This is a genomic window from Halocynthiibacter sp. C4 (assembly GCF_028823805.1).
Classification (GTDB): domain Bacteria; phylum Pseudomonadota; class Alphaproteobacteria; order Rhodobacterales; family Rhodobacteraceae; genus Falsihalocynthiibacter; species Falsihalocynthiibacter halioticoli.
On sequence record NZ_JAPEIE010000002.1, the window covers coordinates 612,633 to 635,616 of the forward strand.

Here is a 22,984-nt window from a genome sequence, read left to right on the forward strand (position 1 = left end):
CTCCTTCGTTCGAGGTTTCAATCAATGTTATCACTCATCACGTGCGAGTGATAACGAACGGAACCTATGTATCGGGTCATGCTCTGTCAACAGCGCGGATACGATTTTTTTTCGGAAACCAAATTGCATTTGAACGATTGGGCATTAAGTTAGGTTAAGACATTGGAGGCGGCATGCGCAAAACATTGAAATCAATTGTATTTTTACTTCTCTCCGCCCTTCCCGCTACGGCGGCCTGCGAGGGTGAAAACTTGATTGCCGCTCTGCCAGATGACCAGCGCGAAGCCCTTGTTTCTACGGCGCACGCCAAGCCATTTCCCGTTGGGAATCTTTGGCATGCAAAGAAGGACGGAAGCGATATTTACGTGCAGGGCACGCTTCATATGCCCGATGCGCGCCACGAAGCGCAGATCGAAAAGCTTAAGCCGCTGATTGACGCAAGCGATATCGTATTTTTCGAAGCCAACAGCGAGGACCTTGCCAAGGCACAAGACGCGATTGCCAGCCAACCCGAACTTCTCTTTATTACTGACGGGCCGTCGCTGCCTGAATTGCTGACTGAAGATGAATGGCAGTTACTTTCCGATCAAATGACCCAACGGGGCATACCTGCGTTTTTGGCAAGCAAGTTCAAACCATCCTATGCGATGATGACGCTTTCTGTGCCGCCCTGCGCCTCTGAACTGCTAACCGGTAAGGCCGAGGGGCTGGATCATCTGCTCATGGCCTATGCCGAGGGTGAAGGCATCCCGACCAGCGGGCTTGAGCCGTATGACACGGCTCTTACCTTTTTCGATCAGGGCGAGGATGAAACTGCATTGGATTTCCTTCGGACCGCGCTCGCCCAAGCAGACATTAGCGCAGATATGAACGTCACTTTGGTCGATGCCTATTTCGAGGGGGAGCACAGCTTGATCTGGGAATTCAGCCGCTTGAAATCCTACGAAACGCCAGGAACCACGCGTGAAGAAGTGACGGAGATGCTCACAGAAGTTGAGGAATTGATGATCAACGGGCGGAACCGAAACTGGATGGATGTGCTTCTCCCTGCAGCGGAAGACGCATCTGTTGTTGTGGCGGTCGGGGCGGCTCATTTGGCAGGAGATGAAGGCGTTTTGAATTTGCTCGCCGAAGCGGGCTATACGCTTACGCCGATGGAGTAGCCGTTGGGAGCGCGCCCTCAAAAGCACCGCGCTCGGCCTCTCCTTTGGGTGTGAGCGCATAAATCCCCTTCTCTACCCGTTCGAACCAACCATAGTGATCATCCGCCATTAACCGCGTGGCCGTTTCAACCCCCGTGGCCTTGGCCACATGAGCGCCTTTACTTGGCCCTGTCGCCGCAAGATAAGCTGCGACCTTGAGCGCATCTTGGCGATAGGCAGTTACGATGCCACTGCGTGTTTGGCCGCCAGCGTTCGGATCCCCCACACGGCGAGCAAATTCACGCAGCAATCGCCCTTGCCGTAGCTTTGATTTGCGCGGCGTATACGGCCCCGGATCGAGATGTACCTCGACGAAATTATCGCGCGGACGCACGGTGATAAGCCCAAGACCAAGGCGACGGCACAGAGTTTTGTGCCCCTTGAGCGCCGTAAGAAAAGCCTTCCCCTTCCCGCGCGGAATCGCAAGATACACATCATCGCTGATGGCCAACCGCGCAACGCCCTGATGCAGCAAGGATAGCGTAAATCCACGCTTGATCTCGACCAAAACAGGCGGTTCCTCTCCGCGAATGGCCACAACATCAACAGCACCTATCTCGGCCTTAACCTCATAGCCCTGCGCCTCAAGATAGGTCTTGATCGGTGGGTAGAGATCAGCCTCACGGGCAAACCCTGTTTTTGCCGCCTTTTCTTTGCTGCTGCCCGCTTTTGCCACGCCACCCGTTCCGCTTGTTTTACTTTGCTTTGGCCATTCACAGCCTATCACGCGCAGACAGGGTGACAAGCCATGCCAACGGGCCTATAAGGCGGGCAAACTCCCTCTCGATATGGAAAAACTCATGACAACACTCGTATTTGGCCACAAGTCCCCCGACACAGACAGCCTCGGTTCCGCGATCATTTGGGCGTGGTATCTGAACGATGTCAAAGGACAGAAAGCAGAAGCCGTTCTCTTGGGCGAGCCCAACACCGAAGCCGCCTTTGTTCTGAAACGCTGGGACCTGACCAAGCCTTCGATTATCTCCGAAGTTGCCGCAGACACACCGGTTGTGATCGTCGATACGAACAACCCTGCCGAGCTGCCTGATAACATCAACGACGCTGACATTCAGGCGATCATCGACCACCACAAGCTCGTTGGCGGCATCGAGACAAAAGGACCGATCAACATCACAATCCGCCCGCTGGCCTGTACCGCAACCATCATGCACAACCTGATGGGACCAAACGCAGAGAAAATGCCAGATTGGGTTAAGGGCGTTATGCTGTCCTGCATCCTGTCGGATACGTTGGAATTCCGCTCCCCGACAACGACAGATCAAGACAAAGCACTGGCCGAGAAACTTGCCAGTGAATTGGGCCTCGACATCTCTGAGTATGCCTCTGAAATGTTCGCTGCAAAGTCCGACGTTTCGGCCTTTAGCGACGCCGAGTTGATCCGCATGGACAGCAAGGAATATGCCGTGGACGGCACCAAATTCCGCGTGTCCGTACTGGAAACGACTGCACCCGCTATCGTTCTGGACCGCAAAGCAAGCCTGCTGAATTCCTGTGGTGACGTTGCCAAGGAAGATGGCGTTGATCACGTGCTGCTCTTTGTTGTCGACATCCTCAACGAAGAGGCCACGCTGCTCATTCCAAACGACACCGTGAAATCCGTGGCCGAGAAGAGCTTTGGCGCAACCGTTGAGGGCGACAGCGTTGTCCTGCCAGGCATCATGAGCCGCAAGAAACAGATCATTCCAAACCTCAAGGTCTGATCCAGACAAACTCTCGGGGCGGGCCTTCCTGCCCCGAGGTGCATTTCAAACTCGCATTTCCAAACAGGTGCCCCATGACACGTATCGTTCGATCGCTGGCCGAGATTTCCGCCCCCTATGACGCGCTGTTCGTCGATCTCTGGGGCTGTGTCCACGATGGTGTCGCGGCTCTGCCCGATGCGGTTGCGGCCCTCCAAGCCTATCGCAAAACAGGCGGTAAGGTTGTTTTGCTGACAAACTCACCCCGCCCTCGCGCCTCGGTCGAAATTCAGCTCAAGGGCTTCGGCGTTCCAACTGACGCATGGGACACCATTGCAACCTCTGGCGATTCCGCGCGTGCGGCGATGTTTGAAGGCATCGTTGGCGACAAAGTCTATTTCATGGGCACCGAAGAAGAGAAAGCCGCGTTTTTCAAACCGCTGCACCTCCTGCACAATCCCCACGAGATCACAACTGTTCCGCTCGAAGAGGCTGAGGGCATCGTCTGTTGCGGCGCACCGGATGCGCAAGCCGAACCAGAAGTAAACCGTCCCACGTTCCTCTCGGCCAAGGCGCGCGGTCTGAAATTGCTCTGTGCCAACCCCGATATCGTCGTGGACCGTGGTGACCGCCGCGAATACTGCGCCGGCGCATTGGCGGCGCTCTATACTAAGATGGGCGGCGAAAGTCTCTACTTCGGCAAACCACATGCGCCGATTTATGACCTCGCCCGCCGCCGCCTTGCAGAGCTTGATCCAAACATCCCCGATACCCGCGTATTGGCGATTGGCGACGGCATCCATACCGATATTCAAGGCGCGATTGGCGAAAATATTGATTGCCTGTTCATCACCGGAGGCCTCGCAGCCGCTGAAACGGCAACCAAAACACAGCCAGATCCACAGCTTCTGGACAATTACCTCGCAAAACACAGTCTCTCGCCCACATATTCGATTGGCTTCCTGCGCTGACGCCCTTGGAATTTTCTGCAGTTGCAAAGTAATAAAATTTCTGTAATGTATTATTTACGGAACTTTTGTTGCTCACCAAAATCTTGCTGCAGGACACCCAAATGACTCAGATTTCAAGCATAGCACCGCTTGCCCCGCACCGCGACAACCTCCCGCGCGGCACGATCTGTATCGAAGATTTGGAAGTCGGCATGTCGCGTTATCTCCAAAAGGAAATAACAGATCGCGATATCGCGCTGTTTGCTGAAGTTTCGACCGACCACAATCCTGTTCACTTGGATGATGACTACGCCCACGACACGATTTTCGAAGGCCGCATCGCCCACGGGATGTTAACCGCAGGACTCGTATCAGCGGTGATCGGCGAGCAACTTCCCGGCCATGGCACGATCTATCTTGGCCAGTCGCTTAAGTTTCTTGCGCCGGTACGCCCCGGAGATGTTGTTCGCGCCGAAGTTACGGTTGCGGATATCAACTACACCAACCGCCGCGTTGCGCTGGATTGCATCTGCACGATCAAAGACAAGCCTGTGCTGAAGGGCGAGGCGCAAGTCCTCGCTACGTCACGAAAGTTCGACTAACCCTTGCGTGCGGTGGGTGCCAAAGATATGTCGAACCCATGCGCATTTATCGTGATTACCAATTCCTAGCCCCTGCCGATCGTGGCGCCAGCATTGCCATTGGCAATTTCGATGGCGTGCACAAAGGCCACCAGAAGGTGATCGATATTGCGCGCAACGCTGCGCCGGATTGTCCGCTTGGCATTCTGACATTCGAGCCGCACCCCCGTCAGTATTTCGCGCCCAAAGCACCCGCCTTCCGCCTGATGAATGCAGAGGCCAAAGCGCATCGGCTCGAGAAACTTGGCGTTGAGCGGCTCTACGAACTCAGCTTCAACGACACACTCTCGAACCTGACCGCACGAGAGTTTGCCGAGGTGATCCTCGCAGAAAATCTGGGCGTTAAACATGTAACCGTTGGTGCGGATTTCTGCTTTGGAAAGAACCGTGGCGGCAACGTACAAGATCTTATCGCGTTTGGAAGCGAACTTGGTTTTGACGTCACAATCGCCGAATTGATTCATGACGCGGGCGAGGAAGTGTCTTCTTCCGCCATCCGCCAAGCGCTCTCCGAAGGCCGCCCGCGCGACGCCGCGCGGATGCTTGGCCACCACCACCGCATCGAAGGCCCCGTAATCCGCGGCGACCAACGCGGCCGCGATCTTGGGTATCCGACCGCAAATATGTCGATCACGGGTCTACACCCGCCAAAATTCGGCGTTTACGTTGTGTTGGTCGAAATTCTGACCGGACCACACAAAGGGCAGTACCGCGGTGCGGCCTCTATGGGTGTTCGTCCGATGTTTGGCGAAAACCTCCCGAACCTCGAGAGCTATATCTTTGATTTCAAAGGCGACATTTATGGCGAGAACTTGTCAGTCGCGCTTGTGGAATACCTGCGCCCCGAAGTGAAATTTGAAAACGTAGAGGCGCTCATCACCCAGATGAACAAGGACTGCCAAGAAGCGCAGAACATCCTTGATGCGCTAGAAACACCTTGAGCCGCCCATGAAAGACCCGATCAAACGTACTGGGCTGCGGTCCAAATTCTGGGAAAAAATTCCCCTGACCAAAATGAACGCCGAGGAGTGGGAAGCGCTGTGTGATGGCTGCGGGAAATGCTGCCTCAACAAGCTCGAAGACCCTGACACAAACGAGGTTGCCTTTACGCGCGTGGCCTGTCGGCTCTTGGATGACCAGTCTTGCCGCTGCGCACAATATGACATCCGCAAGCAATTCGTACCGGAATGCGTTGTACTGAAACCCGAGACGATCAAGGATGTGGCCTATTGGATGCCGCGTACCTGCGCATACCGGTTGCTGTTTGAGGGCAAGCCGCTTTTTGATTGGCATCCTCTGATTTCCGGCACCCCCGAAACAGTTCACGAAGCCGGAGAATCCGTGCGCGGCTGGACCGTACCCGAATTCGAAATCCCCGAAGAGGAATGGGAAAACTATATCATAGAGGACCTCGACTGATGTTTTTTGAAAGCGATAATTCCGGCCCCGCGCACCCATCTGTGCTGGCTGCTCTTTCTCATGCGAACGAGGGATATGCCTCGGCCTATGGTTCTGATCCGCTCTCTGCACAGGTGTCCGCGAAAATACGCGAGCTTTTTGAGGCGCCTAAAGCCGCTGTCTATTTGGTGGCCACAGGAACGGCGGCGAATTCGCTGATCCTTTCGACAATCACCAAGCCGTTTGAAACCATTTTCTGTTCTAATCGCGCGCATATCCACGAAGATGAATGCAACGCACCCGAGTTCTTTACCGGTGGAGCAAAGCTCACTTTGGTTCCAACAACCGACGGCAAGATAACGGCCGGCGATCTTGAAGCCAAACTGCTGCTGGAAGAGAACCGCGGCGTTCACGGACCTCAGCGCGGCCCTGTTTCCATCACCCAGATCACCGAAACCGGCTCGATCTATAACCTCGAAGAAATCCGCTCTATCACGGGCGTTGCTACGCAATATGGGCTTTCCACACATATGGACGGCGCGCGCTTTGCCAATGCCGTCGCGACGCTCGGGTGCAGCCCCGCAGAGATGTCGTGGGAAGCCGGTATTGATTGTCTGAGCTTTGGCGGAACGAAAAACGGGTTGTTGGGCGTTGAGGCGGCGATCTTCTTTAACCCCGAGCTTGCGGCCCAATTCGAACTTCGTCGCAAACGGGCAGCGCATCTCTTTTCCAAGAACCGCTATCTTGCCGCACAAATGCAAGCCTACCTGACTGACGATCTCTGGCTCAAAAGCGCTGAACAGGCTAATGCAACAACTGCCTATCTGGCCGAAGGGTTGCGCAAAGAAGGCGCAGAGATCACCCAACCGATCGGCGGCAACATCATCTTCGCTAACCTGCCCCGCGCCACGCACAAGCGGCTTAAGGAAGGTGGCGCGAAGTATCACATCATGTCAGGTACGCTTGAAGGTGCCGACCCTGATGAGCCGTTGCTGGCGCGATTTGTGTGCGACTGGTCAATCGACCGCGCGGCCATCGACCAGTTTCTTGGCTTGTTTAAGAGCTAGGAAATCTCGGCAAGATAGTCATCGAGGTAATCAAGGCGATCTTGCCCCCAAAACACTTCCTTGCCCACGATATAGGTCGGTGCGCCAAAGGCTCCGGCCTCGACCGCTTCGTCAAGGTTGCGCGAATAGGTTTCTGCGCCGCTTAGCAACCCTGAGTTAACCAGTTCCGGATCGAAACCATGCGCCGAAAGCGCCTCGCGGATCACGCTTTCATCCGCAACATCTTTCTCTTCGGCCCAACAAGCGCGCAAGATCGCTTGAGTTAACCCTCCAACATCACCGCCGCCCGCATTCTGTGCCGCGATAATCGCATAGGCCGACGGTGCCATATTCCCGGGCCAATGCGCTGGTTTAAGGTTGATCGGCATGTCATTGTGCTTCGCGACCCGCTTGAGCTCCTGAAGCCGGTATTCGATGCGGTTCGGATGTCGATCCTTTGGCGGAGTACCGCCAGTACGGGAAAACAGCGCCATAATATCCAGCGGTTTATATTTCACAGTCGCGCCGTGTTTTGCCGCGACCTCCTCAAGTCGCCCACCCGCAAGATAGGTAAACGGCGACATTGTTGCGAAATAATAGTCAATCTGGGTCATTTTAGCGCTCCGTGAGGCATTTTCTTTGGCAAGACCGTAACCGGATGGTAAGCGGTGTCAACGTTACGATTCTGTCATGTGACATCCAATCTGGGGAACCGCTGCCATGCCCACCACAACTGCTCCCAAGCTCATTTCTGGAAACGCCAATCGCCCACTTGCCTCCGCCGTCGCGCGGCGCATGTCCCTGCATCGCGGGGTAAATGTTGGGCTTGTGGATGCCCGCGTCGAGCGCTTCAACGATCAGGAAATTTTCGTCGAAGTCTTCGAAAACGTACGCGGCGAGGATATGTTCATCATCCAGCCGACTTCGAACCCCGCAAACGACAACTTGATGGAGCTGCTGATTATCGCCGATGCGCTGCGCCGCTCCTCTGCTGCGCGTATCACAGCGGTCATCCCCTATTTCGGCTATGCCCGCCAAGACCGCCGCACAAAGGCCCGCACACCGATCTCTGCTAAGCTGGTGGCAAACCTCATCGCAAACTCTGGAATTGAGCGGGTGCTCACGCTTGATCTGCACGCGACACAGATTCAGGGCTTCTTTGATATTCCAGTAGACAACCTCTACGCCTCGCCCGTTTTCGCCCTTGATATCGAACACGAGTTCAAAGGCCGCATGGACGAAATCATGGTCGTGTCACCAGATGTTGGTGGCGTTGGCCGTGCACGCGAGCTTGCCAAACGGATCAACGCGCCGCTCTCGATCGTTGATAAACGCCGCGAGAAGCCCGGCGAGATTGCAGAGATGACGGTGATTGGTGACGTGACAGGGAAAACCTGCATCATCGTGGACGATATGGTCGATACCGCAGGTACGCTCTGTAAGGCCGCCGAAGTGCTGATGGAAAATGGCGCAAAGGAAGTGCATTCCTATATCACCCATGGCGTTATGTCTGGCCCCGCTGTTGAGCGCGTCGAAAAGTCGGTCATGAAATCGCTTGTCATCACTGACTCGATCCAGCCAACCGATGCGGTCAAAAACACACCGAACATTCGGATCGTGCCAACGGCACCGATGTTTGCCCAAGCCATTCTCAACACATGGAACGGCACCTCGGTTTCCTCGCTATTTGAGGCCGAAACCCTCGGCCCGATCTACGAAGGTACCTACGCGGGTTAAACGCATTTGGGGCGTTGTCTATTCGACGTCCCAATCATCCTCATTCTTAACAGGCCCAAACGCGGTCCACGTCGCGCGCATTCGCGCGACGCGCGTGTCACCCCATGTTTTGAAAACGAGCGTAAAGCCGGATTTTCCAATGTCCTCAGCAACCAACTCAGCGCGCTGGTTCGTTTCGTGATCAAAATCCCAAAGCTCCACGCTCACCTGCATGATCGGCGGCTTTAGAAACGGCTCCTCAAACGTGATCTCGCTTCGGAATTCGCGATCACCAGTCCCCGTCCACATCTCACCGTTGTGCTGAAAATCAGAAAATAGAACTGTTGTATCTTGTTGAATCCCAAGCATATGGGGCTGCATGCGCATCATAATCAATCACTCAAAAATCGGCCGTACTCGTATAGGAGCAAGGATAAACCGGAAAACGTGGCAGAAATAGGGGGGCCGAGGAAACGGGCACCGCGCCGTGACTTCAAAGCATCCACTGCCTAAGATTCTATTACCGGAGCACCTAAATCCAAGTTGGGTTGATAGGACGTCTTTGCGACATTACGCTCTAAGTTCCAGTCCACCTTTCTAAGGAGCCGCCCATGAGACTTGCCTCATCACTATCCTTTGCCCTCGCAATATCCTTAGCGCTTGGCGGCGCAGATATGGCCGATGCAAATGAAAAAGGCGGAAAAGCAAAAGGTAAAAAAGTTCAGATAGACAAGCCTGGCAAGGGACCAAAAGCAATTCCTCCAGGCCAGATCAAACGCTATACCCGCGGCGCAAAGCTACCGGTCGATCTAAAATACACAGATATCGGGGACCTTTCGAAGTGGAAGCTGAAGCCCCCAGGTAAAGGCAACAGGTACATCCGCGTAGATGACGAAATCTTGGAAGTAACCGACGACGTTTCAACCGTTATCGATGCAGTGGGTATTGTTGGTGATTTGTTGAAATAACCAGCCCCACGAACTGCTACGCGGTGCGAGATCGATTGCGCGCTACAACGATACTTGTCTAACGGAAACAAAAAAAGCCCCGCGCTTGTGGCGCAGGGCTTTTGAATTTTGTTGATCCGACTGGTATCAGGCAGATTTTGTAGCAAGTCCAAGCTGTGTTGCGATCGCATTCAGATCGGCAACTTGCTTGTTCAGCGCGTCTTGGCGATCTGCAGAGATTGTCTCGCGTGCAGCCGCAAACTCGGCAAACACTTCGTCGATAACCTCTTGTGTCGCTTCGGCAACCGGCATGGCGCGTTCTGCGAGAACAGAAGTCGCCTCAGCAGAAATCTCTGCAAACCCGCCAGTTACGACGAATTCCTGAGTGCCGTCTTTGCCCACAACCTTGAGGATGCCAGGGCGCAGCGTTGTAATCAGCGGCGCGTGATCGGCCATTGCTGTGAGGTCGCCTTCGGCTCCGGGGATTTGCACCTCGGTGGCCTGAAACGACGCAAGGCTGCGCTCGGGGGATACCAGATCAAACTGCAGTGTATCAGCCATATTGGCCTCCTTCAGCGGCGCTACTCTGGCTCGGGAACCCGAACCAGAGCAGACCCGTTAGATTAAGCAGCGTCAGCAGCCATTTTCTCGGCTTTGGCGATCACTTCGTCGATGCCGCCAACCATGTAGAAGGCGCCTTCTGGGAGGTGATCGTATTCACCGGCAACAACGGCTTTGAACGATGCGATTGTTTCTTCGAGCGGAACCTGAACACCGTCAGAGCCTGTGAAGACTTTCGCAACGTCGAACGGCTGGCTGAGGAAACGCTGGATTTTCCGTGCGCGAGCAACGGTCAGCTTATCTTCTTCAGAGAGTTCGTCCATGCCGAGAATCGCGATGATGTCCTGAAGCGACTTGTAGCGCTGGAGGATACCTTGGATGTCACGGGCAACGTTGTAGTGCTCTTCACCAAGAACCGCAGGGTCCATCAGGCGCGACGAGGAGTCGAGTGGGTCCACCGCAGGGTAGATACCAAGCTCCGAAATCGCACGCGACAGAACGGTTGTCGCATCGAGGTGCGCAAACGATGTCGCTGGCGCAGGGTCAGTAAGGTCATCCGCAGGGACGTAAACCGCTTGAACCGATGTAATCGAACCAGCTTTGGTCGATGTAATCCGCTCCTGCAGCGCACCCATGTCTGTCGCCAGTGTAGGCTGGTAGCCCACAGCCGAAGGAATACGGCCAAGAAGCGCAGACACCTCGGAGCCCGCCTGTGTAAAGCGGAAGATGTTGTCAACGAAGAACAGAACGTCAGAACCAGTCTCGTCGCGGAACTGCTCAGCCAGTGTCAGACCGGAGAGAGCAACACGCATACGCGCACCGGGAGGCTCGTTCATCTGACCGTAAACCAGCGCAATTTTCGACTCGTCGAGGTTATCAGGAACGATAACGCCAGATTCGATCATCTCGTGGTAAAGGTCGTTACCTTCACGTGTACGCTCACCAACACCCGCAAACACGGAGAGGCCAGAGTGCACTTTGGCGATGTTGTTGATGAGTTCCATGATGAGAACTGTTTTACCAACACCCGCACCACCGAAGAGACCAATCTTACCACCCTTTGTGTATGGGGCGAGAAGGTCGATCACCTTAATGCCTGTCACGAGGATTTCAGAAGCAGTGGACTGCTCGGCGAAATCTGGTGCTGGCTGGTGGATCGCACGTTTTGTATCTGTTTTCACAGGGCCCTGCTCGTCAACCGGATCGCCGGTAACGTTGAGGATACGGCCAAGTGTACCTGTTCCCACGGGAACAGAGATCGGCTCACCACGGTCCACAACTTCAGCGCCACGAACGAGGCCTTCGGTCCCGTCCATCGCAATTGTGCGGACTGTGTTCTCGCCAAGGTGCTGTGCAACCTCAAGGACGAGAGCCTTGCCATTATTGTCAGTTTCGAGAGCGTTCAAAATCTCAGGCAGCTCGCCTTCGAATTTAACGTCTACAACGGCGCCAATCACCTGAGTGATTTTACCGGTAGCTTTCGCTTTTGCCATTTTGTTTCTCCGGTCCTTTAGAGCGCTTCAGCGCCCGAAATGATTTCGATAAGCTCGTTGGTGATCACGGCCTGACGCGAGCGGTTGAACTCGATTGTCAGTGCGTCGATCATATCGCCAGCGTTCCGTGTCGCGTTGTCCATCGCAGTCATACGAGCGCCTTGCTCGGATGCGCCGTTCTCTAGGAGAGCAGCAAAAATCTGTGTGGCAACACCACGCGGCAGAAGGTCCGCAAGGATGCCCTCTTCGCTTGGCTCATAGTCATAGAGCGTTGATGCTTCGTCGGCCGTATCTTCAAACGAGGCCGGGATCACCTGTTGTGCGGTTGGCACTTGGCTGATCACGCTTTCGAAGCGGTTGTAGAAAATCGTCGCAACGTCGAACTCGCCTTCGTTGAAGCGGTGCAGGACATCGTGGGCGATCTTGTGCGCGTCATTATAGCCAATGCGCTTTACATCAGAGAGATCGACGTGATCGATCATGTTCTCTGCGTATTCGCGCTTGAGCTGTTCGCGCCCTTTCTTGCCAACCGTGATGATTTTCACGGTTTTGCCTTTACCGATCAACTCCTGCGCGTGAACCCGCGCCTGTTTGACGATCGACGAGTTGAAACCACCACAGAGACCCCGCTCAGACGTCATAACCACCAAGAGGTGTGTCTGATCTGAACCAGTTCCTGTGAGAAGTTTCGGGCCGGAATTCGAGCCACCAGAGGCCGCCGCCAGACCACCCAACACAGAGTTCATACGCTCTGCATAGGGACGTCCGGCTTCTGCAGCATCTTGCGCGCGGCGAAGCTTCGCCGCGGCAACCATCTGCATGGCCTTGGTGATCTTACGTGTCGATTTGACACTCTCGATCCGGTTTTTTAGGTCCTTCAGGTTTGGCATGTATCCAATCCTATCCTAAGAAACGGTTACTAGGCGAAATCTGCGGCGTACTCATCCAGAGCAGCGGAGATCTTGTCGGCGGCTTCCCCTTTGATTTTGGGGTCTTCGTCGGTGATCCACTGCAACAGATCCGCATGTTTCGCGCGGAGGTGGTTGAGAAGGCCCGCTTCGAAACGGCCAACCGCTTTTACGTCGATCTTGTCGAGGTAACCGTTTGTACCCGCGAAGATCACACAAACGATTTCGGCGTTTGTAAGCGGCGAGTACTGTGGCTGTTTCATCAGCTCGGTCAGGCGAGCACCACGGTTCAGAAGCGCCTGTGTAGAGGCGTCGAGGTCAGAACCGAACTGCGCGAAGGCGGCCATTTCGCGATACTGAGCGAGCTCAAGTTTCACAGGACCAGCAACAGACTTCATAGAGTTTGTTTGCGCCGAGGAGCCCACACGAGACACCGACAGACCAGTGTTAACCGCAGGGCGGATACCTTGGTGGAAGAGTTCAGTTTCGAGGAAGATCTGACCGTCAGTGATCGAGATCACGTTGGTCGGAATAAACGCAGAAACGTCACCACCTTGGGTTTCGATGATCGGCAGCGCTGTGAGCGAGCCGGAACCGTTCTCTTCGTTCAGCTTGGAGGAGCGCTCCAGCAGACGGGAGTGAAGGTAGAAAACGTCACCAGGATAGGCTTCACGTCCAGGAGGACGACGAAGAAGCAGGGACATCTGGCGATAGGAAACCGCTTGCTTGGAAAGATCATCGTAAATGATCAGAGCGTGGCGGCCGTTGTCACGGAAGTGCTCGGCCATCGCAGTCGCAGCGTATGGTGCGAGGAACTGCATTGGCGCAGGATCGGAAGCTGTCGCAGCAACAACGATCGAATACTCAATCGCGCCTGTTTCTTCGAGCTTCTTAACGAGCTGAGCAACAGTCGAACGCTTTTGGCCAACCGCAACGTAAACGCAGTACAGCTTCTTGTTCTCGTCGTCGCCAGCAGCTTCGTTGTAAGACTTCTGGTTGAGGATCGCGTCAAGAGCAACGGCAGTTTTACCTGTCTGGCGGTCACCAATGATAAGCTCACGCTGGCCACGGCCAATCGGGATCATCGCGTCAACAGACTTGAGGCCTGTCGCCATCGGTTCGTGAACCGATTTACGCGGGATAATGCCCGGTGCTTTGGAGTCCGCAATGGCGCGGTTCTTTGTTTTGATCGGGCCTTTGCCGTCGATCGGGTTACCAAGACCGTCAACAACGCGGCCAAGGAGTTCGTCACCAGCTGGAACGTCCACGATCGAGTTGGTGCGCTTAACTGTGTCACCTTCTTTAATGTCGCGGTCGGAACCGAAGATAACAACACCAACGTTGTCTGCTTCGAGGTTCAGCGCCATACCGGCGATACCGCCGGGGAACTCAACCATTTCACCGGCTTGAACGTTATCAAGTCCGTGAACACGGGCGATACCATCGCCTACGCTCAATACACGGCCAACTTCGGCCACTTCGGCCTCTTGGCCAAAGTTTTTGATCTGGTCCTTAAGGATCGCAGAAATCTCGGCTGCTTGGATACCCATTATCCGACCTCTTTCATTGCGTTCTGGAGGTTATTGAGCTTGGAGGCGATCGACGTATCGATCATCTTCGAGCCCACCTTAACAATAAGGCCGCCGATGAGGGATTCATCAACGACCACATTCACGATGACATCTTTGCCGACGGACGCTTTGAGCGTCTTGGCGAGCGCGTCAGACTGAGCTTTGGTCAGCTTCTTAGCTGCCGTAACCTCAGCAGTCACTTCCCCCTTCTCGTCAGCGAGCTGCTCGCGCAGCGCCTGTACGAATTGGGGCAGCACGAAAAGACGACGCTTTTCGGCCATCAATCCCAGCGTGTTGGACACGATGGGAGAAAGTTTCATTTTCTTGGCAATGGCTGTGATTGCGGCGCTTTGCTCATCGCGTGTGTACACAGGCGAATTGATCAAATCTGCAAAATCAGCACTTTCAGCAAGTGCGCCCTCAAGCGCATTAATGTCGGCCTCAAGAGCCTTCAGTTTCTTGCCTTCTTTGGCCAGATCAAACACGGCCGTGGCATAGCGCACGGCAATGCCCAAGGAGATCGAAGCTGGTTCGGACACGTCCACCCTTCCGCTTGTCAGTGCCCCTTCCGTATACTGCGGTATGCAGATCATCTTGGGGCAGCCTAAGTCACACATGTATGCACATGTGCCTAAAATCGGCTGTGATGTAACAGAGCCTTTGCCACGTCGCAACACTCTATAGCGTCTAATGAGGCATCATTTTTCCCCACGGCACCCTGATTTGTGTGAACCGCGACTATTAGCCTCGGCTAACCCCTCTTTTTATGGGCCTTTTTCGCCGCCACGCCCCTTTCGCGCGCCCAAGCGCAAGCAGAATTTCCTTTGCGCCAAACCGACGCATCTTGCGATTTAACCGCGGAGTTTGCTGATTTCGCCTCGTCGTAAGTGGTTTTAAGGCGCTGAACCGCTCTAAAGCCGAATCCTCTCGCCTTTTGATTGAACGCATCGCGGAGCGAAAACGCCGCTCTCGTCGTTTCGACCCAAGCAAATTGGAATCAGGAAATACCACTCAAGTTGGGTTTTGCGCGGTTTTGCCTTCCGGCGCGACCATCCCTTCTAAAACGCCAAGTGGTTTGCGGATTGCTTCGGGCAAACCCGGGCGCGTTGGGGCATGAATTTGTTTGCTGGCCTCAACCATCAAAACACCACCCGCAAGATATGGCGAAACCTTGCGGCCCGCCTTTTCCCACATTGGCGCAGCCCGTCGCCAAAACCGTTTGCTTGATGGCGGCGAGAACAGCGCCGCACTATGACGTTCCGGAAGAAAGGCATGCTGTTTAAGCTGGGTCTCTAACTGCGCAAGAGAATACGGGCGCCCATAACCAAAGGGCGTTTTATCACTCCGCGACCAAAGCCCCGCACGGTTAGGCACGACGAAAAGCGCCCGTCCGCCTGGCCCGAGCACGCGCAGGCATTCATCCAACAAGGCCGTAGGGTGCTCGCTTGTTTCAAGACCGTGAAGCAAAACCAACTTATCAACCGACCCGGTATCGAGCGGGAGATTCACCTCTTCCGACAAGACCGAGACATTCTTTTGCCCCGCAGGCCAAGGCATAACGCCCTGTGGCCCCGGCATAAGCGCCACAATCCTACGCGCATCTTCCAGATAGGGCCGCAGCAAAGGTACGGCAAAACCATACCCAGCCACCGTCTGGCCTTTGGCTTCGGGCCAATACTCAACAAGCTGATCACGCACAGCCTTTTGCGCGGCTCGCCCAAGCGCGCTGCGGTAGTAGAAAGATTTCAGGTCGCGCACATCAAGGTGCATTGGCTTTCCCCTTGGAATAGCGAGCCAAATCAGCAAAACTCAAAGCAACCATACCAAAGCAAAGCCAAATGACCATGCCCCTTGAACTCAAGACGATCCCCTGCCTACAGGACAACTACGCATATCTGATCCACAATCCCGCAACCAAAGAGACCGCTCTCATTGACGCGCCCGAAGCCGCGCCTATCAACGCGGTGCTTGCGGAAAACGACTGGCGCTTGACCGATGTGTTTTTGACACATCACCATTGGGACCACGTAGACGCCCTTGGCGACATCAACGGCGTTTCAAATGCCCGCATAATTGGCGCCAAGGCCGACGCACATCGCCTTCCGGACCTTGACCTCGCCGTATCCGAAGGCGACCCGCTGACACTTTGCGGTGAAGAGGCCCAGATTTTTGACGTGTCGGGCCATACGATCGGCCACCTCGCGCTCTACCTTCCTCAATCAGCTTACGTCTTTACAGCAGACAGTCTCATGGCGATGGGTTGCGGCCGCCTGTTTGAAGGCTCTCCGGAGATGATGCTTAAATCCATGGAAAAAATGAAAAAACTTCCGCCAGAAACGCTGGTTTGCTCGGGCCATGAGTACACAACGACCAACCTGAATTGGGCTTTGACGGTGGAACCGAATAACGCAAACCTCGTCAATCGCGCTGCCGAAACCAAAGCTCTCCGCGCAGAAAACAAACCTTCGGTTCCATCTCTTCTGTCGGAAGAATTGGCAACGAATCCCTTCTTACGTTGCGACAGCCCCGACATCCGAAAGACGCTCGGAATGGAAAACGCCGACGATCTGGCCGTCTTTACCGAGCTCCGCGAGCGGCGGAATAACGTTTAAGTGAAAAAAGGCGCTCTATTATTAGGAGTGCGGTAACGAAAAAGTGCAAAACTCAAGAATAATTGCAATGATTTGGTGTTTCCTCTTGAAGACTGCGCCAGAAAGCCGAACTCTATAAGAACGGGCGCACGCCTGCGTCCGCAATTCCTAAGAAAGGAAAGTGGAATGCCATCATTTTCCAACACGCTCGAAGCCGCGATCCACAACGCCCTCGGTTTGGCAAACGCGCGCAAACATGAACTTGCCACGCTGGAACACCTCCTGCTTGCCCTAATCGACGAGCCGGATGCCGCTCAGGTTATGCGCGCTTGCAGCGTTGATCTGGATGCGCTTCGCGCTGCGCTTGAAGATTTCATCGACGATGATCTCTCCTCGCTCGAAACCACGATTGAAGGTTCCGAAGCCGTCCCAACGGCCGCATTCCAGCGCGTCATCCAACGTGCCGCGATCCATGTTCAATCCTCCGGCCGCACAGAAGTGACCGGCGCAAACGTTCTTGTCGCGATATTTGCGGAGCGTGAATCCAACGCCGCTTATTTCCTTCAGGAACAAGACATGACCCGCTACGACGCGGTCAACTACATCGCGCATGGTGTGGCCAAAGACCCTGCCTTTGGCGAATCTCGACCCGTCACCGGTACAACCGATGTAGAGGAAGAGGCCACCATTACTGATGAGGGCGATGCCAAAGAGAGCGCACTTGCGAAATACTGTGTTGATCTGAACGTCAAAGCCGCAAAGGGCGATGTTGACCCGCTCATCGGCCGCGGCCACGAAGTTGAGCGCTGCATTCAGGTGCTTTGCCGCCGTCGCAAGAACAACCCGCTGCTTGTTGGCGACCCCGGTGTTGGTAAAACTGCCATTGCCGAAGGGCTCGCCTACAAAATTATCAACGGCGAAACACCCGAGGTTTTGTCCAAAGCCACGATCTACTCGCTCGATATGGGCGCGCTTCTGGCGGGCACACGGTATCGCGGTGATTTCGAGGAGCGCCTCAAGGCCGTGATGACCGAAATGGAAAGCCACGACGACGCGATCCTCTTCATCGACGAAATCCATACGGTAATCGGCGCTGGTGCAACTTCCGGTGGCGCAATGGACGCGAGCAACCTGCTTAAACCCGCCCTCCAAGGCGGCAAACTGCGCTGCATGGGCTCAACCACTTATAAAGAGTTCCGCCAGCATTTCGAAAAAGACCGCGCCCTATCGCGCCGCTTCCAAAAGATCGACGTGAACGAACCTGCGGTTGAGGATGCAGTTAAGATTCTTAAGGGGCTCAAGCCATATTTCGAAGAGCATCACGATATTCGCTATACCAACGACGCGATTAAAACCGCCGTTGAGCTTTCGGCACGGTATATCACAGACCGTAAGCTGCCGGACAAAGCGATTGACGTGATCGACGAAGCTGGCGCGGCGCAACACCTCTTGCCAGAGAGCCGCCGCCGCAAAACCATCGGCGTTAAGGAAATCGAAACCGTCATTTCCAAAATTGCTCGCATTCCGGCGAAGAACGTCTCCAAGGACGATGCCGAAGTGCTGCGCGATCTGGAGAAAACGCTCAAACGCGTTGTGTTCGGACAAGATACGGCCATCGAAACACTGGCCTCCGCTATCAAATTGGCCCGTGCCGGCCTTCGCGAACCCGAAAAACCCATCGGGAACTATCTCTTCGCAGGGCCAACCGGCGTCGGGAAAACCGAGGTGGCCAACCAGCTTGCCGATTCCCTCGGCGTGGAGCTTTTGCGGTTTGATATGTCCGAATACATGGAGAAACACGCTGTCTCTCGCTTGATCGGCGCGCCTCCGGGTTATGTCGGTTTTGATCAGGGCGGTATGCTCACGGATGGCGTTGACCAGCATCCGCATTGTGTGTTGCTCCTTGACGAGATCGAGAAAGCGCATCCGGATGTGTACAACATCCTCCTGCAGGTGATGGACCACGGTAAGCTAACCGATCACAACGGCCGCACTGTGGATTTCCGCAATGTGATCCTCATCATGACCTCCAATGCTGGCGCGAGCGAACAGGCCAAAGCGGCCATCGGCTTCGGACGTGACCGTCGTGAGGGCGAAGACACCGCCGCCATTGAGCGTACGTTTACGCCAGAGTTCCGCAACCGTCTTGATGCGGTCGTGAGCTTTGCGCCACTCGGCAAAGAGGTGATCTTGCAAGTGGTCGAGAAGTTCGTGCTCCAACTCGAAGCACAATTGCTTGACCGCAATGTCTCCATTGAGCTGACCCGCCCTGCGGCGGAATGGCTTGCTGACAAAGGCTATGACGACAAGATGGGCGCTCGCCCACTTGGCCGCGTCATTCAGGAGAACATCAAAAAGCCTCTGGCCGAAGAACTGCTCTTTGGCAAGCTCGCGAAAGGTGGATTGGTGAAGGTCGGCGTGAAAGACGGCAAACTTGATCTCAAGATCGAAAAGCCGGGAACCCCGCGCCTGTCCTCGAAAAAGCCGCCACTGTTGACTGCGGATTAAACAGAAGCAGCCGATCGAAATAAAGAAGCCCCCGCGAACATCTCGCGGGGGCTTTTTCGTACCGACACCAAAAGGGCATCTATTTCTCGGTAAACTTCAACTCAATGCGCCGGTTCTGCGCGCGCGCTTCCGGCGTATCCGCTGGGTTCACAGGCTGGTATTCCCCAAAGCCGTTCGCCGCCAAACGATCCGGCGGTATGCCCAACGCATCGACCATATAGCGCACAACAGAAAGAGCGCGCCCCTGCGACAGCTCCCAGTTATCGCGATACTTGCCGGTGCTGACCAAAGGAATGTTATCCGTATGGCCATCCACGCGGATCACCCAATCGATCTCTGGCGGAATTTGGTCGGCCACAGATTTAAGGATCGCCGCAACTTTAGCCACCTCGCCCTTCCCTTCTTCGGACAGCTCCACCGCGCCAAGCGCGAACAGGACTTCGGAAGAAAACACAAAGCGATCCCCTTCAATCCGAACGCCTTCTTGCGTTCCGAGCAGGTCGCGCAAGCGCCCGAAAAACTCAGAGCGATACCTAGCGAGGTCTTGTGTTTGATCCCGCAGCGCTTGGGCTTCCAGCTCGAGCCTACGGCGCTCTGCTTCTTCTAGGGCACGGCGCTTTTTCTCTTCGGATGCAACGCGAGCGAGCGCAGTATTTAACCGAGAGCCAAGCGCCTGAATTTGAACCTCGGCAGCAGCATCTTTGGCATCGGCCTCATCCAGCATCGCTTGCAGCGATCCAAGCTGTATGCGCAGTTCAGAAACCTGTTCATTCAAAAGTGCCACCTGCCGCAAACTTTCTGCGGATTTAGCTTCTTCTTCGGCAAGGCGGTCGTTGGCAACCGCCAGCAGAGCGCGTTGTTTTTCAACTTCGCTCATTGCGTTTTCTGCTTCGTCTGCGCGGTCTGCCTGAGCAAGCTCCGCCGCAGCGAGCAAAGTCAACGTATCTTCCGCCTCTTTGCGTTTGGCCTCTAGCGCGAGTGTCATCGCCGTGAGCTCGGTATCAGCCTCGGCAAGTTTCTGGCGAAGCGCTTCTGCGGCGGCGGCTTCGGCCAGTTTCTCTTTCTCAAGTTCGGTCAACGCACCTTCGGTATCCGCCAATCGCGCGCGAAGCGCTTCAGCAGCGGCCTGCTCGGCCAGACGTTCCGCCTCAAGCGCTTCAATTTTTTCTTGCGAGTCGGAGGTTTCTGCTTCGAGCGCTTGATACTGCTGTTGTGCCTCATCAAGCTGCGCAGCAAGTGCGGCGAGCGATGTTTCCTGACTTTCGCTTTCTTGTTGCAAATCCGCGATCAGTGCTTCGAGCGCTTCTCGTTTGGCCGCTGCCAACCGCGCCTCTTCAACACTGGCATCTATCTCTTCACGAGCACTCGCAAGAGCAAGCTGCAACGCTTCCTTCTCGCCAATCAGTCGGGCGTTTGCAGCTTCGGCCTCGGTAAGCGTCGTGGCAAGATCATCGCCGCGTGCAATCGCATCATCCCGCTGCGACAAGAGCGTGGCCACTTGTGATTCAAAGCTCGTGATAGCGGCGCGTTGTTGGGCAAGTTCATCTGCTTGCTGTTCAGTCTGCGCGGTCAGGCTGGCGATCAATCGCGCCTGTACGTCGGCCTCATCTGCGGCATCCTGCAACCCTGCGGTTAAACGGCCAACTTCGTCGCGCAAGGCCGCGCTGTTTTCTTTCTCTAGCCCGAGAGCGTCAGCGAGGCTCATCACCTGTGAGCTTAGTTCATCAAGCTGCGTTTCTTGCCCGGTGATTGTCTCTCTTAGGACAGATTGCACGACCATAAAGATCGTCAATACAAACATCAGAACCAGCAAAAGCGCCGTCATCGCATCAACAAAACCGGGCCAGATTGACCCTTGGAACCTTTGACCTGTGCGCCGACTAAGAGCCATGTCAGCCCTGCGGATCTGTTTGGGTTGCTTGGCGGATGATGTTGGTTAGCCCTGCGATATCCGTGCGCAGATCGGTGATCGATTCCTGACGACCCGCCGAAATCTCTTCGAGAATCCGAAGGAGTTGCACGTCAATAGACCGCAGCCGCATCCGGCTCTCCGCATCGACATCGCCTGTGTCCGCTGCGCCAGCACGGCTCTGGAGCGTTTCAATCAAACGTTCCTGCCCTTCGGCAACGCGCTGCAACGCAGTCGTTTCCGGCCCTTGGCTTATTGTCTGAGTTAGGTTTTCAACTGCAAGAACGAGGTTGCCAAGCCGTTCATCCACCATCGAGCGCGATACATCCGACTGTGTGAACATGGTTTGCATCGCTTCCATCTGCTCGGCCATATGGTCAAGCACCGCCACCATCTGACCGGATTCGCTATGCCCTTCACTTTCACCAGAGGAAAAGCCGAGACGCGTAATCGTCGAGAGCCACTCTTCCAACTCGCGGTAAAAACGGTTCTGACCATGGCCGGCAAAAAGCTCCAAAAGGCCAACAACGAGCGAGCCGGCAAGCCCCAAGAGCGAGCTGGAGAAGGCCGTTCCCATACCGCCAAGCTGTGCCTCAAGGCCAGCCATCAGCTTCTCGAACACCGCGACGCCGGTTTCGCCTTCTTGGGGCGCCAGTGATCGGATGGTTTCAACAACAGCCGGAACAGTTGTAGCGAGGCCGTAGAACGTTCCGAGAAGGCCAAGGAAAATCAGCAAGTTAACGATATAACGCGTGATATCCCGCGCCTCATCAATCCGCGTCGCGACCGAATCCAGAATCGAACTGGCCGAGGAAGAACTGATCTGCATCCGCGCCCCGCGTGATCGCAGGAGGGCGGCCAGAGGAGCCAAAAGACGCGGTGCAGTTACAAGCTCGTGGCCGATGCGGTTGGACGCAAAACCGACGATCCAGTTCACCGAACTAAAGAGCTGCAACACTTGCCAGAAACAGGCGAGCACCCCAAAGACAAACACAAGGCAAATAAAGCCATTGAGCCAAATATTGGCCACAAACAGCGGCAAAATCCGCGGTAGGGCAACCCAAGCCCCCGCAGCTAAAAGCGCCAGCACGATAAGCATGATCGTAATCTGGCGGATAGGTTTTGAAAATTCGGGCTCGGCCTCGCGTTCCGCAAAGTCCATTTTGGACATCCTGGCGCTGTTTTTGTTGTGGGTAACATAGGCCGATGGGCCAGCTAAGCCAATGTTTAAATGCGAGAAGCGCGCCTCAGGAGAGAATTTTTCGAGTGTATTCGCGGAGGCGGATCAGTTCGGGGTCTTCAATCCCCAACTCGCGCAAATGGGAGGTCGTGTTTTCGAGGTAATCCACGTTCGGGCCAAAGGTACCTTCTGCACGCGCGATGATCTCGGCCTGCTCCTCGAGCGAGAGGCGGCCACAGTATTGATCGTGTTCAGGATTCATCACGAATGTCACGGCCATAACCTGCCGCCCATCCTTGAGATCAAGCGGCAGCGTGGCTTCGTTATAGGCATAGGAAATCAGTTCGCGTTCGCGCAGGTATTCGAGCGTTTGATCCGCCTGTTCGGGAGCAATTTCAAAACCGATCCCATCGCAATGGACGCCCTCTTCCCGATCAAGCGCGAGGACAAGGCCTGGCTGCTCTGCCGTGCCACGATAGTGGATCGACCGCATGCAAAAACTGCGCCGATACCCAGACAGCCGCGCGATTTGTTTCGAGCGGAACTCAAACCCCGGCCGCCAAATCAGCGATCCATACCCGAAAACCCACAGTGGCGTGTCTGTCATTTGACTGGTCCTTTCCTGACCCTCTCTATAAACAACAGGGGCGCAACGATGGAAAG

General features: G+C 55.2%; 23 protein-coding genes. 11 read left to right on the forward strand and 12 right to left on the reverse strand.

Annotated features, from left to right (window positions below; genetic code table 11):
- The first annotated feature begins 173 nt into the window (after positions 1-173).
- Positions 174-1,163 (forward strand): TraB/GumN family protein, encoded by a 990-nt coding sequence (locus OU789_RS10135; RefSeq protein WP_274655495.1) that lies wholly within the window; start codon positions 174-176, stop codon positions 1,161-1,163.
- Here OU789_RS10135 and OU789_RS10140 read toward each other — a convergent pair.
- On the reverse strand, positions 1,147-1,878 hold the full coding sequence (locus tag OU789_RS10140; RefSeq protein ID WP_274655496.1) for a DUF2161 domain-containing phosphodiesterase: 732 nt from the start codon (positions 1,876-1,878) through the stop codon (positions 1,147-1,149). The two genes, OU789_RS10135 and OU789_RS10140, sit on opposite strands and share 17 nt — an antisense overlap.
- A gap of 124 nt (positions 1,879-2,002) precedes the next feature.
- Here OU789_RS10140 and OU789_RS10145 point away from each other — a divergent pair, with 124 nt between their 5' ends.
- From OU789_RS10145 to OU789_RS10170, 6 genes are all read left to right on the forward strand, one after another.
- A complete protein-coding gene (locus tag OU789_RS10145; RefSeq protein ID WP_274655497.1) occupies positions 2,003-2,923 on the forward strand; it encodes a manganese-dependent inorganic pyrophosphatase in 921 nt (306 codons plus the stop codon).
- Positions 2,924-2,997: 74 nt separating this feature from the next.
- Positions 2,998-3,873 (forward strand): TIGR01459 family HAD-type hydrolase, encoded by an 876-nt coding sequence (locus OU789_RS10150; RefSeq protein ID WP_274655498.1) that lies wholly within the window; start codon positions 2,998-3,000, stop codon positions 3,871-3,873.
- Between the two features lie 101 nt (positions 3,874-3,974).
- Positions 3,975-4,454, forward strand: coding sequence for a MaoC family dehydratase (locus OU789_RS10155; protein WP_274655499.1), 480 nt, complete (start codon positions 3,975-3,977; stop codon positions 4,452-4,454).
- 38 nt (positions 4,455-4,492) lie between these two features.
- The gene (locus OU789_RS10160) at positions 4,493-5,434 is read left to right on the forward strand and encodes a bifunctional riboflavin kinase/FAD synthetase (protein ID WP_274655500.1); all 942 of its coding nucleotides are present in this window, start codon (positions 4,493-4,495) and stop codon (positions 5,432-5,434) included.
- Between the two features lie 7 nt (positions 5,435-5,441).
- On the forward strand, positions 5,442-5,912 hold the full coding sequence (locus OU789_RS10165; RefSeq protein WP_274655501.1) for a YcgN family cysteine cluster protein: 471 nt from the start codon (positions 5,442-5,444) through the stop codon (positions 5,910-5,912).
- Positions 5,912-6,958 carry a threonine aldolase family protein gene (locus OU789_RS10170; protein ID WP_274655502.1) on the forward strand — a complete coding sequence of 349 codons (1,047 nt, stop codon included), beginning with the start codon at positions 5,912-5,914 and terminating at the stop codon, positions 6,956-6,958. The genes OU789_RS10165 and OU789_RS10170 overlap by 1 nt, the downstream gene beginning before the upstream one ends.
- Here the strand turns inward: OU789_RS10170 and OU789_RS10175 are convergent.
- Entirely contained in the window at positions 6,955-7,551 is a 597-nt protein-coding gene (locus tag OU789_RS10175) for a 2-hydroxychromene-2-carboxylate isomerase (protein ID WP_263952529.1), read from the reverse strand. The genes OU789_RS10170 and OU789_RS10175 overlap by 4 nt on opposite strands.
- 106 nt (positions 7,552-7,657) lie before the next feature.
- On the opposite strand from OU789_RS10175, the gene OU789_RS10180 reads away from it, so the two are divergent.
- The gene (locus OU789_RS10180) at positions 7,658-8,674 is read left to right on the forward strand and encodes a ribose-phosphate pyrophosphokinase (RefSeq protein WP_263952528.1); all 1,017 of its coding nucleotides are present in this window, start codon (positions 7,658-7,660) and stop codon (positions 8,672-8,674) included.
- Between the two features lie 18 nt (positions 8,675-8,692).
- Here OU789_RS10180 and OU789_RS10185 read toward each other — a convergent pair whose 3' ends face one another.
- Complete coding sequence (locus tag OU789_RS10185) at positions 8,693-9,022, reverse strand: H-type lectin domain-containing protein (protein WP_263952527.1); 330 nt, start codon at positions 9,020-9,022, stop codon at positions 8,693-8,695.
- A gap of 242 nt (positions 9,023-9,264) precedes the next feature.
- On the opposite strand from OU789_RS10185, the gene OU789_RS10190 reads away from it, so the two are divergent.
- Positions 9,265-9,621, forward strand: coding sequence for a hypothetical protein (locus OU789_RS10190; RefSeq protein ID WP_274655503.1), 357 nt, complete (start codon positions 9,265-9,267; stop codon positions 9,619-9,621).
- A 126-nt stretch (positions 9,622-9,747) separates the two neighbouring features.
- On the opposite strand, the gene OU789_RS10195 is transcribed toward OU789_RS10190, so the two are convergent.
- From OU789_RS10195 to OU789_RS10220, 6 genes are all read right to left on the reverse strand, one after another.
- A complete protein-coding gene (locus tag OU789_RS10195) occupies positions 9,748-10,161 on the reverse strand; it encodes a F0F1 ATP synthase subunit epsilon (RefSeq protein ID WP_263952525.1) in 414 nt (137 codons plus the stop codon).
- 62 nt (positions 10,162-10,223) lie between these two features.
- The gene (gene atpD / locus OU789_RS10200; RefSeq protein WP_263952524.1) at positions 10,224-11,654 is read right to left on the reverse strand and encodes a F0F1 ATP synthase subunit beta; all 1,431 of its coding nucleotides are present in this window, start codon (positions 11,652-11,654) and stop codon (positions 10,224-10,226) included.
- Positions 11,655-11,671: 17 nt separating this feature from the next.
- Positions 11,672-12,544, reverse strand: coding sequence for a F0F1 ATP synthase subunit gamma (locus tag OU789_RS10205; RefSeq protein WP_263952523.1), 873 nt, complete (start codon positions 12,542-12,544; stop codon positions 11,672-11,674).
- Positions 12,545-12,573: 29 nt separating this feature from the next.
- A complete protein-coding gene (gene atpA / locus OU789_RS10210; protein ID WP_263952522.1) occupies positions 12,574-14,112 on the reverse strand; it encodes a F0F1 ATP synthase subunit alpha in 1,539 nt (512 codons plus the stop codon).
- Positions 14,112-14,672, reverse strand: coding sequence for a F0F1 ATP synthase subunit delta (locus OU789_RS10215; protein WP_274655504.1), 561 nt, complete (start codon positions 14,670-14,672; stop codon positions 14,112-14,114). Before OU789_RS10215 ends, atpA begins: the two co-directional genes overlap by 1 nt.
- Before the next feature lie 472 nt (positions 14,673-15,144).
- Positions 15,145-15,903 (reverse strand): class I SAM-dependent methyltransferase, encoded by a 759-nt coding sequence (locus tag OU789_RS10220; protein ID WP_263952520.1) that lies wholly within the window; start codon positions 15,901-15,903, stop codon positions 15,145-15,147.
- Between the two features lie 74 nt (positions 15,904-15,977).
- On the opposite strand from OU789_RS10220, the gene gloB reads away from it, so the two are divergent.
- Entirely contained in the window at positions 15,978-16,745 is a 768-nt protein-coding gene (gloB, locus tag OU789_RS10225) for a hydroxyacylglutathione hydrolase (RefSeq protein WP_274656032.1), read from the forward strand.
- Between the two features lie 165 nt (positions 16,746-16,910).
- Positions 16,911-19,232, forward strand: a complete 2,322-nt coding sequence (gene clpA, locus OU789_RS10230; RefSeq protein WP_274655505.1) for an ATP-dependent Clp protease ATP-binding subunit ClpA — start codon at positions 16,911-16,913, stop codon at positions 19,230-19,232.
- A 79-nt stretch (positions 19,233-19,311) separates the two neighbouring features.
- Here clpA and OU789_RS10235 read toward each other — a convergent pair whose 3' ends face one another.
- The 3 genes from OU789_RS10235 to OU789_RS10245 form a co-directional block, all read right to left on the reverse strand.
- Positions 19,312-21,123: a peptidoglycan -binding protein gene (locus tag OU789_RS10235; RefSeq protein WP_274655506.1), complete on the reverse strand. Its 1,812-nt coding sequence runs from the start codon at positions 21,121-21,123 to the stop codon at positions 19,312-19,314.
- A 1-nt stretch (position 21,124) separates the two neighbouring features.
- Entirely contained in the window at positions 21,125-22,303 is a 1,179-nt protein-coding gene (locus OU789_RS10240) for a biopolymer transporter ExbB (protein WP_274655507.1), read from the reverse strand.
- An 85-nt stretch (positions 22,304-22,388) separates the two neighbouring features.
- Positions 22,389-22,928, reverse strand: coding sequence for a gamma-glutamylcyclotransferase (locus tag OU789_RS10245; RefSeq protein ID WP_274655508.1), 540 nt, complete (start codon positions 22,926-22,928; stop codon positions 22,389-22,391).
- Positions 22,929-22,984 lie beyond the last annotated feature (56 nt).

What these genes read in the sequence shown, in the direction of transcription:
- OU789_RS10135 (WP_274655495.1), top strand. Translation starts at nt 174, where the DNA reads ATGCGCAAAACATTGAAATCAATTGTATTTTTACTTCTCTCCGCCCTT.
- OU789_RS10145 (WP_274655497.1), top strand. Translation starts at nt 2,003, where the DNA reads ATGACAACACTCGTATTTGGCCACAAGTCCCCCGACACAGACAGCCTC.
- OU789_RS10150 (WP_274655498.1), top strand. Translation starts at nt 2,998, where the DNA reads ATGACACGTATCGTTCGATCGCTGGCCGAGATTTCCGCCCCCTATGAC.
- OU789_RS10155 (WP_274655499.1), top strand. Translation starts at nt 3,975, where the DNA reads ATGACTCAGATTTCAAGCATAGCACCGCTTGCCCCGCACCGCGACAAC.
- OU789_RS10160 (WP_274655500.1), top strand. Translation starts at nt 4,493, where the DNA reads ATGCGCATTTATCGTGATTACCAATTCCTAGCCCCTGCCGATCGTGGC.
- OU789_RS10165 (WP_274655501.1), top strand. Translation starts at nt 5,442, where the DNA reads ATGAAAGACCCGATCAAACGTACTGGGCTGCGGTCCAAATTCTGGGAA.
- OU789_RS10170 (WP_274655502.1), top strand. Translation starts at nt 5,912, where the DNA reads ATGTTTTTTGAAAGCGATAATTCCGGCCCCGCGCACCCATCTGTGCTG.
- OU789_RS10175 (WP_263952529.1), bottom strand. Translation starts at nt 7,551, where the DNA reads ATGACCCAGATTGACTATTATTTCGCAACAATGTCGCCGTTTACCTAT.
- OU789_RS10180 (WP_263952528.1), top strand. Translation starts at nt 7,658, where the DNA reads ATGCCCACCACAACTGCTCCCAAGCTCATTTCTGGAAACGCCAATCGC.
- OU789_RS10185 (WP_263952527.1), bottom strand. Translation starts at nt 9,022, where the DNA reads ATGCTTGGGATTCAACAAGATACAACAGTTCTATTTTCTGATTTTCAG.
- OU789_RS10190 (WP_274655503.1), top strand. Translation starts at nt 9,265, where the DNA reads ATGAGACTTGCCTCATCACTATCCTTTGCCCTCGCAATATCCTTAGCG.
- OU789_RS10195 (WP_263952525.1), bottom strand. Translation starts at nt 10,161, where the DNA reads ATGGCTGATACACTGCAGTTTGATCTGGTATCCCCCGAGCGCAGCCTT.
- atpD (WP_263952524.1), bottom strand. Translation starts at nt 11,654, where the DNA reads ATGGCAAAAGCGAAAGCTACCGGTAAAATCACTCAGGTGATTGGCGCC.
- OU789_RS10205 (WP_263952523.1), bottom strand. Translation starts at nt 12,544, where the DNA reads ATGCCAAACCTGAAGGACCTAAAAAACCGGATCGAGAGTGTCAAATCG.
- atpA (WP_263952522.1), bottom strand. Translation starts at nt 14,112, where the DNA reads ATGGGTATCCAAGCAGCCGAGATTTCTGCGATCCTTAAGGACCAGATC.
- OU789_RS10220 (WP_263952520.1), bottom strand. Translation starts at nt 15,903, where the DNA reads ATGCACCTTGATGTGCGCGACCTGAAATCTTTCTACTACCGCAGCGCG.
- gloB (WP_274656032.1), top strand. Translation starts at nt 15,978, where the DNA reads ATGCCCCTTGAACTCAAGACGATCCCCTGCCTACAGGACAACTACGCA.
- clpA (WP_274655505.1), top strand. Translation starts at nt 16,911, where the DNA reads ATGCCATCATTTTCCAACACGCTCGAAGCCGCGATCCACAACGCCCTC.
- OU789_RS10235 (WP_274655506.1), bottom strand. Translation starts at nt 21,123, where the DNA reads ATGGCTCTTAGTCGGCGCACAGGTCAAAGGTTCCAAGGGTCAATCTGG.
- OU789_RS10240 (WP_274655507.1), bottom strand. Translation starts at nt 22,303, where the DNA reads ATGGACTTTGCGGAACGCGAGGCCGAGCCCGAATTTTCAAAACCTATC.
- OU789_RS10245 (WP_274655508.1), bottom strand. Translation starts at nt 22,928, where the DNA reads ATGACAGACACGCCACTGTGGGTTTTCGGGTATGGATCGCTGATTTGG.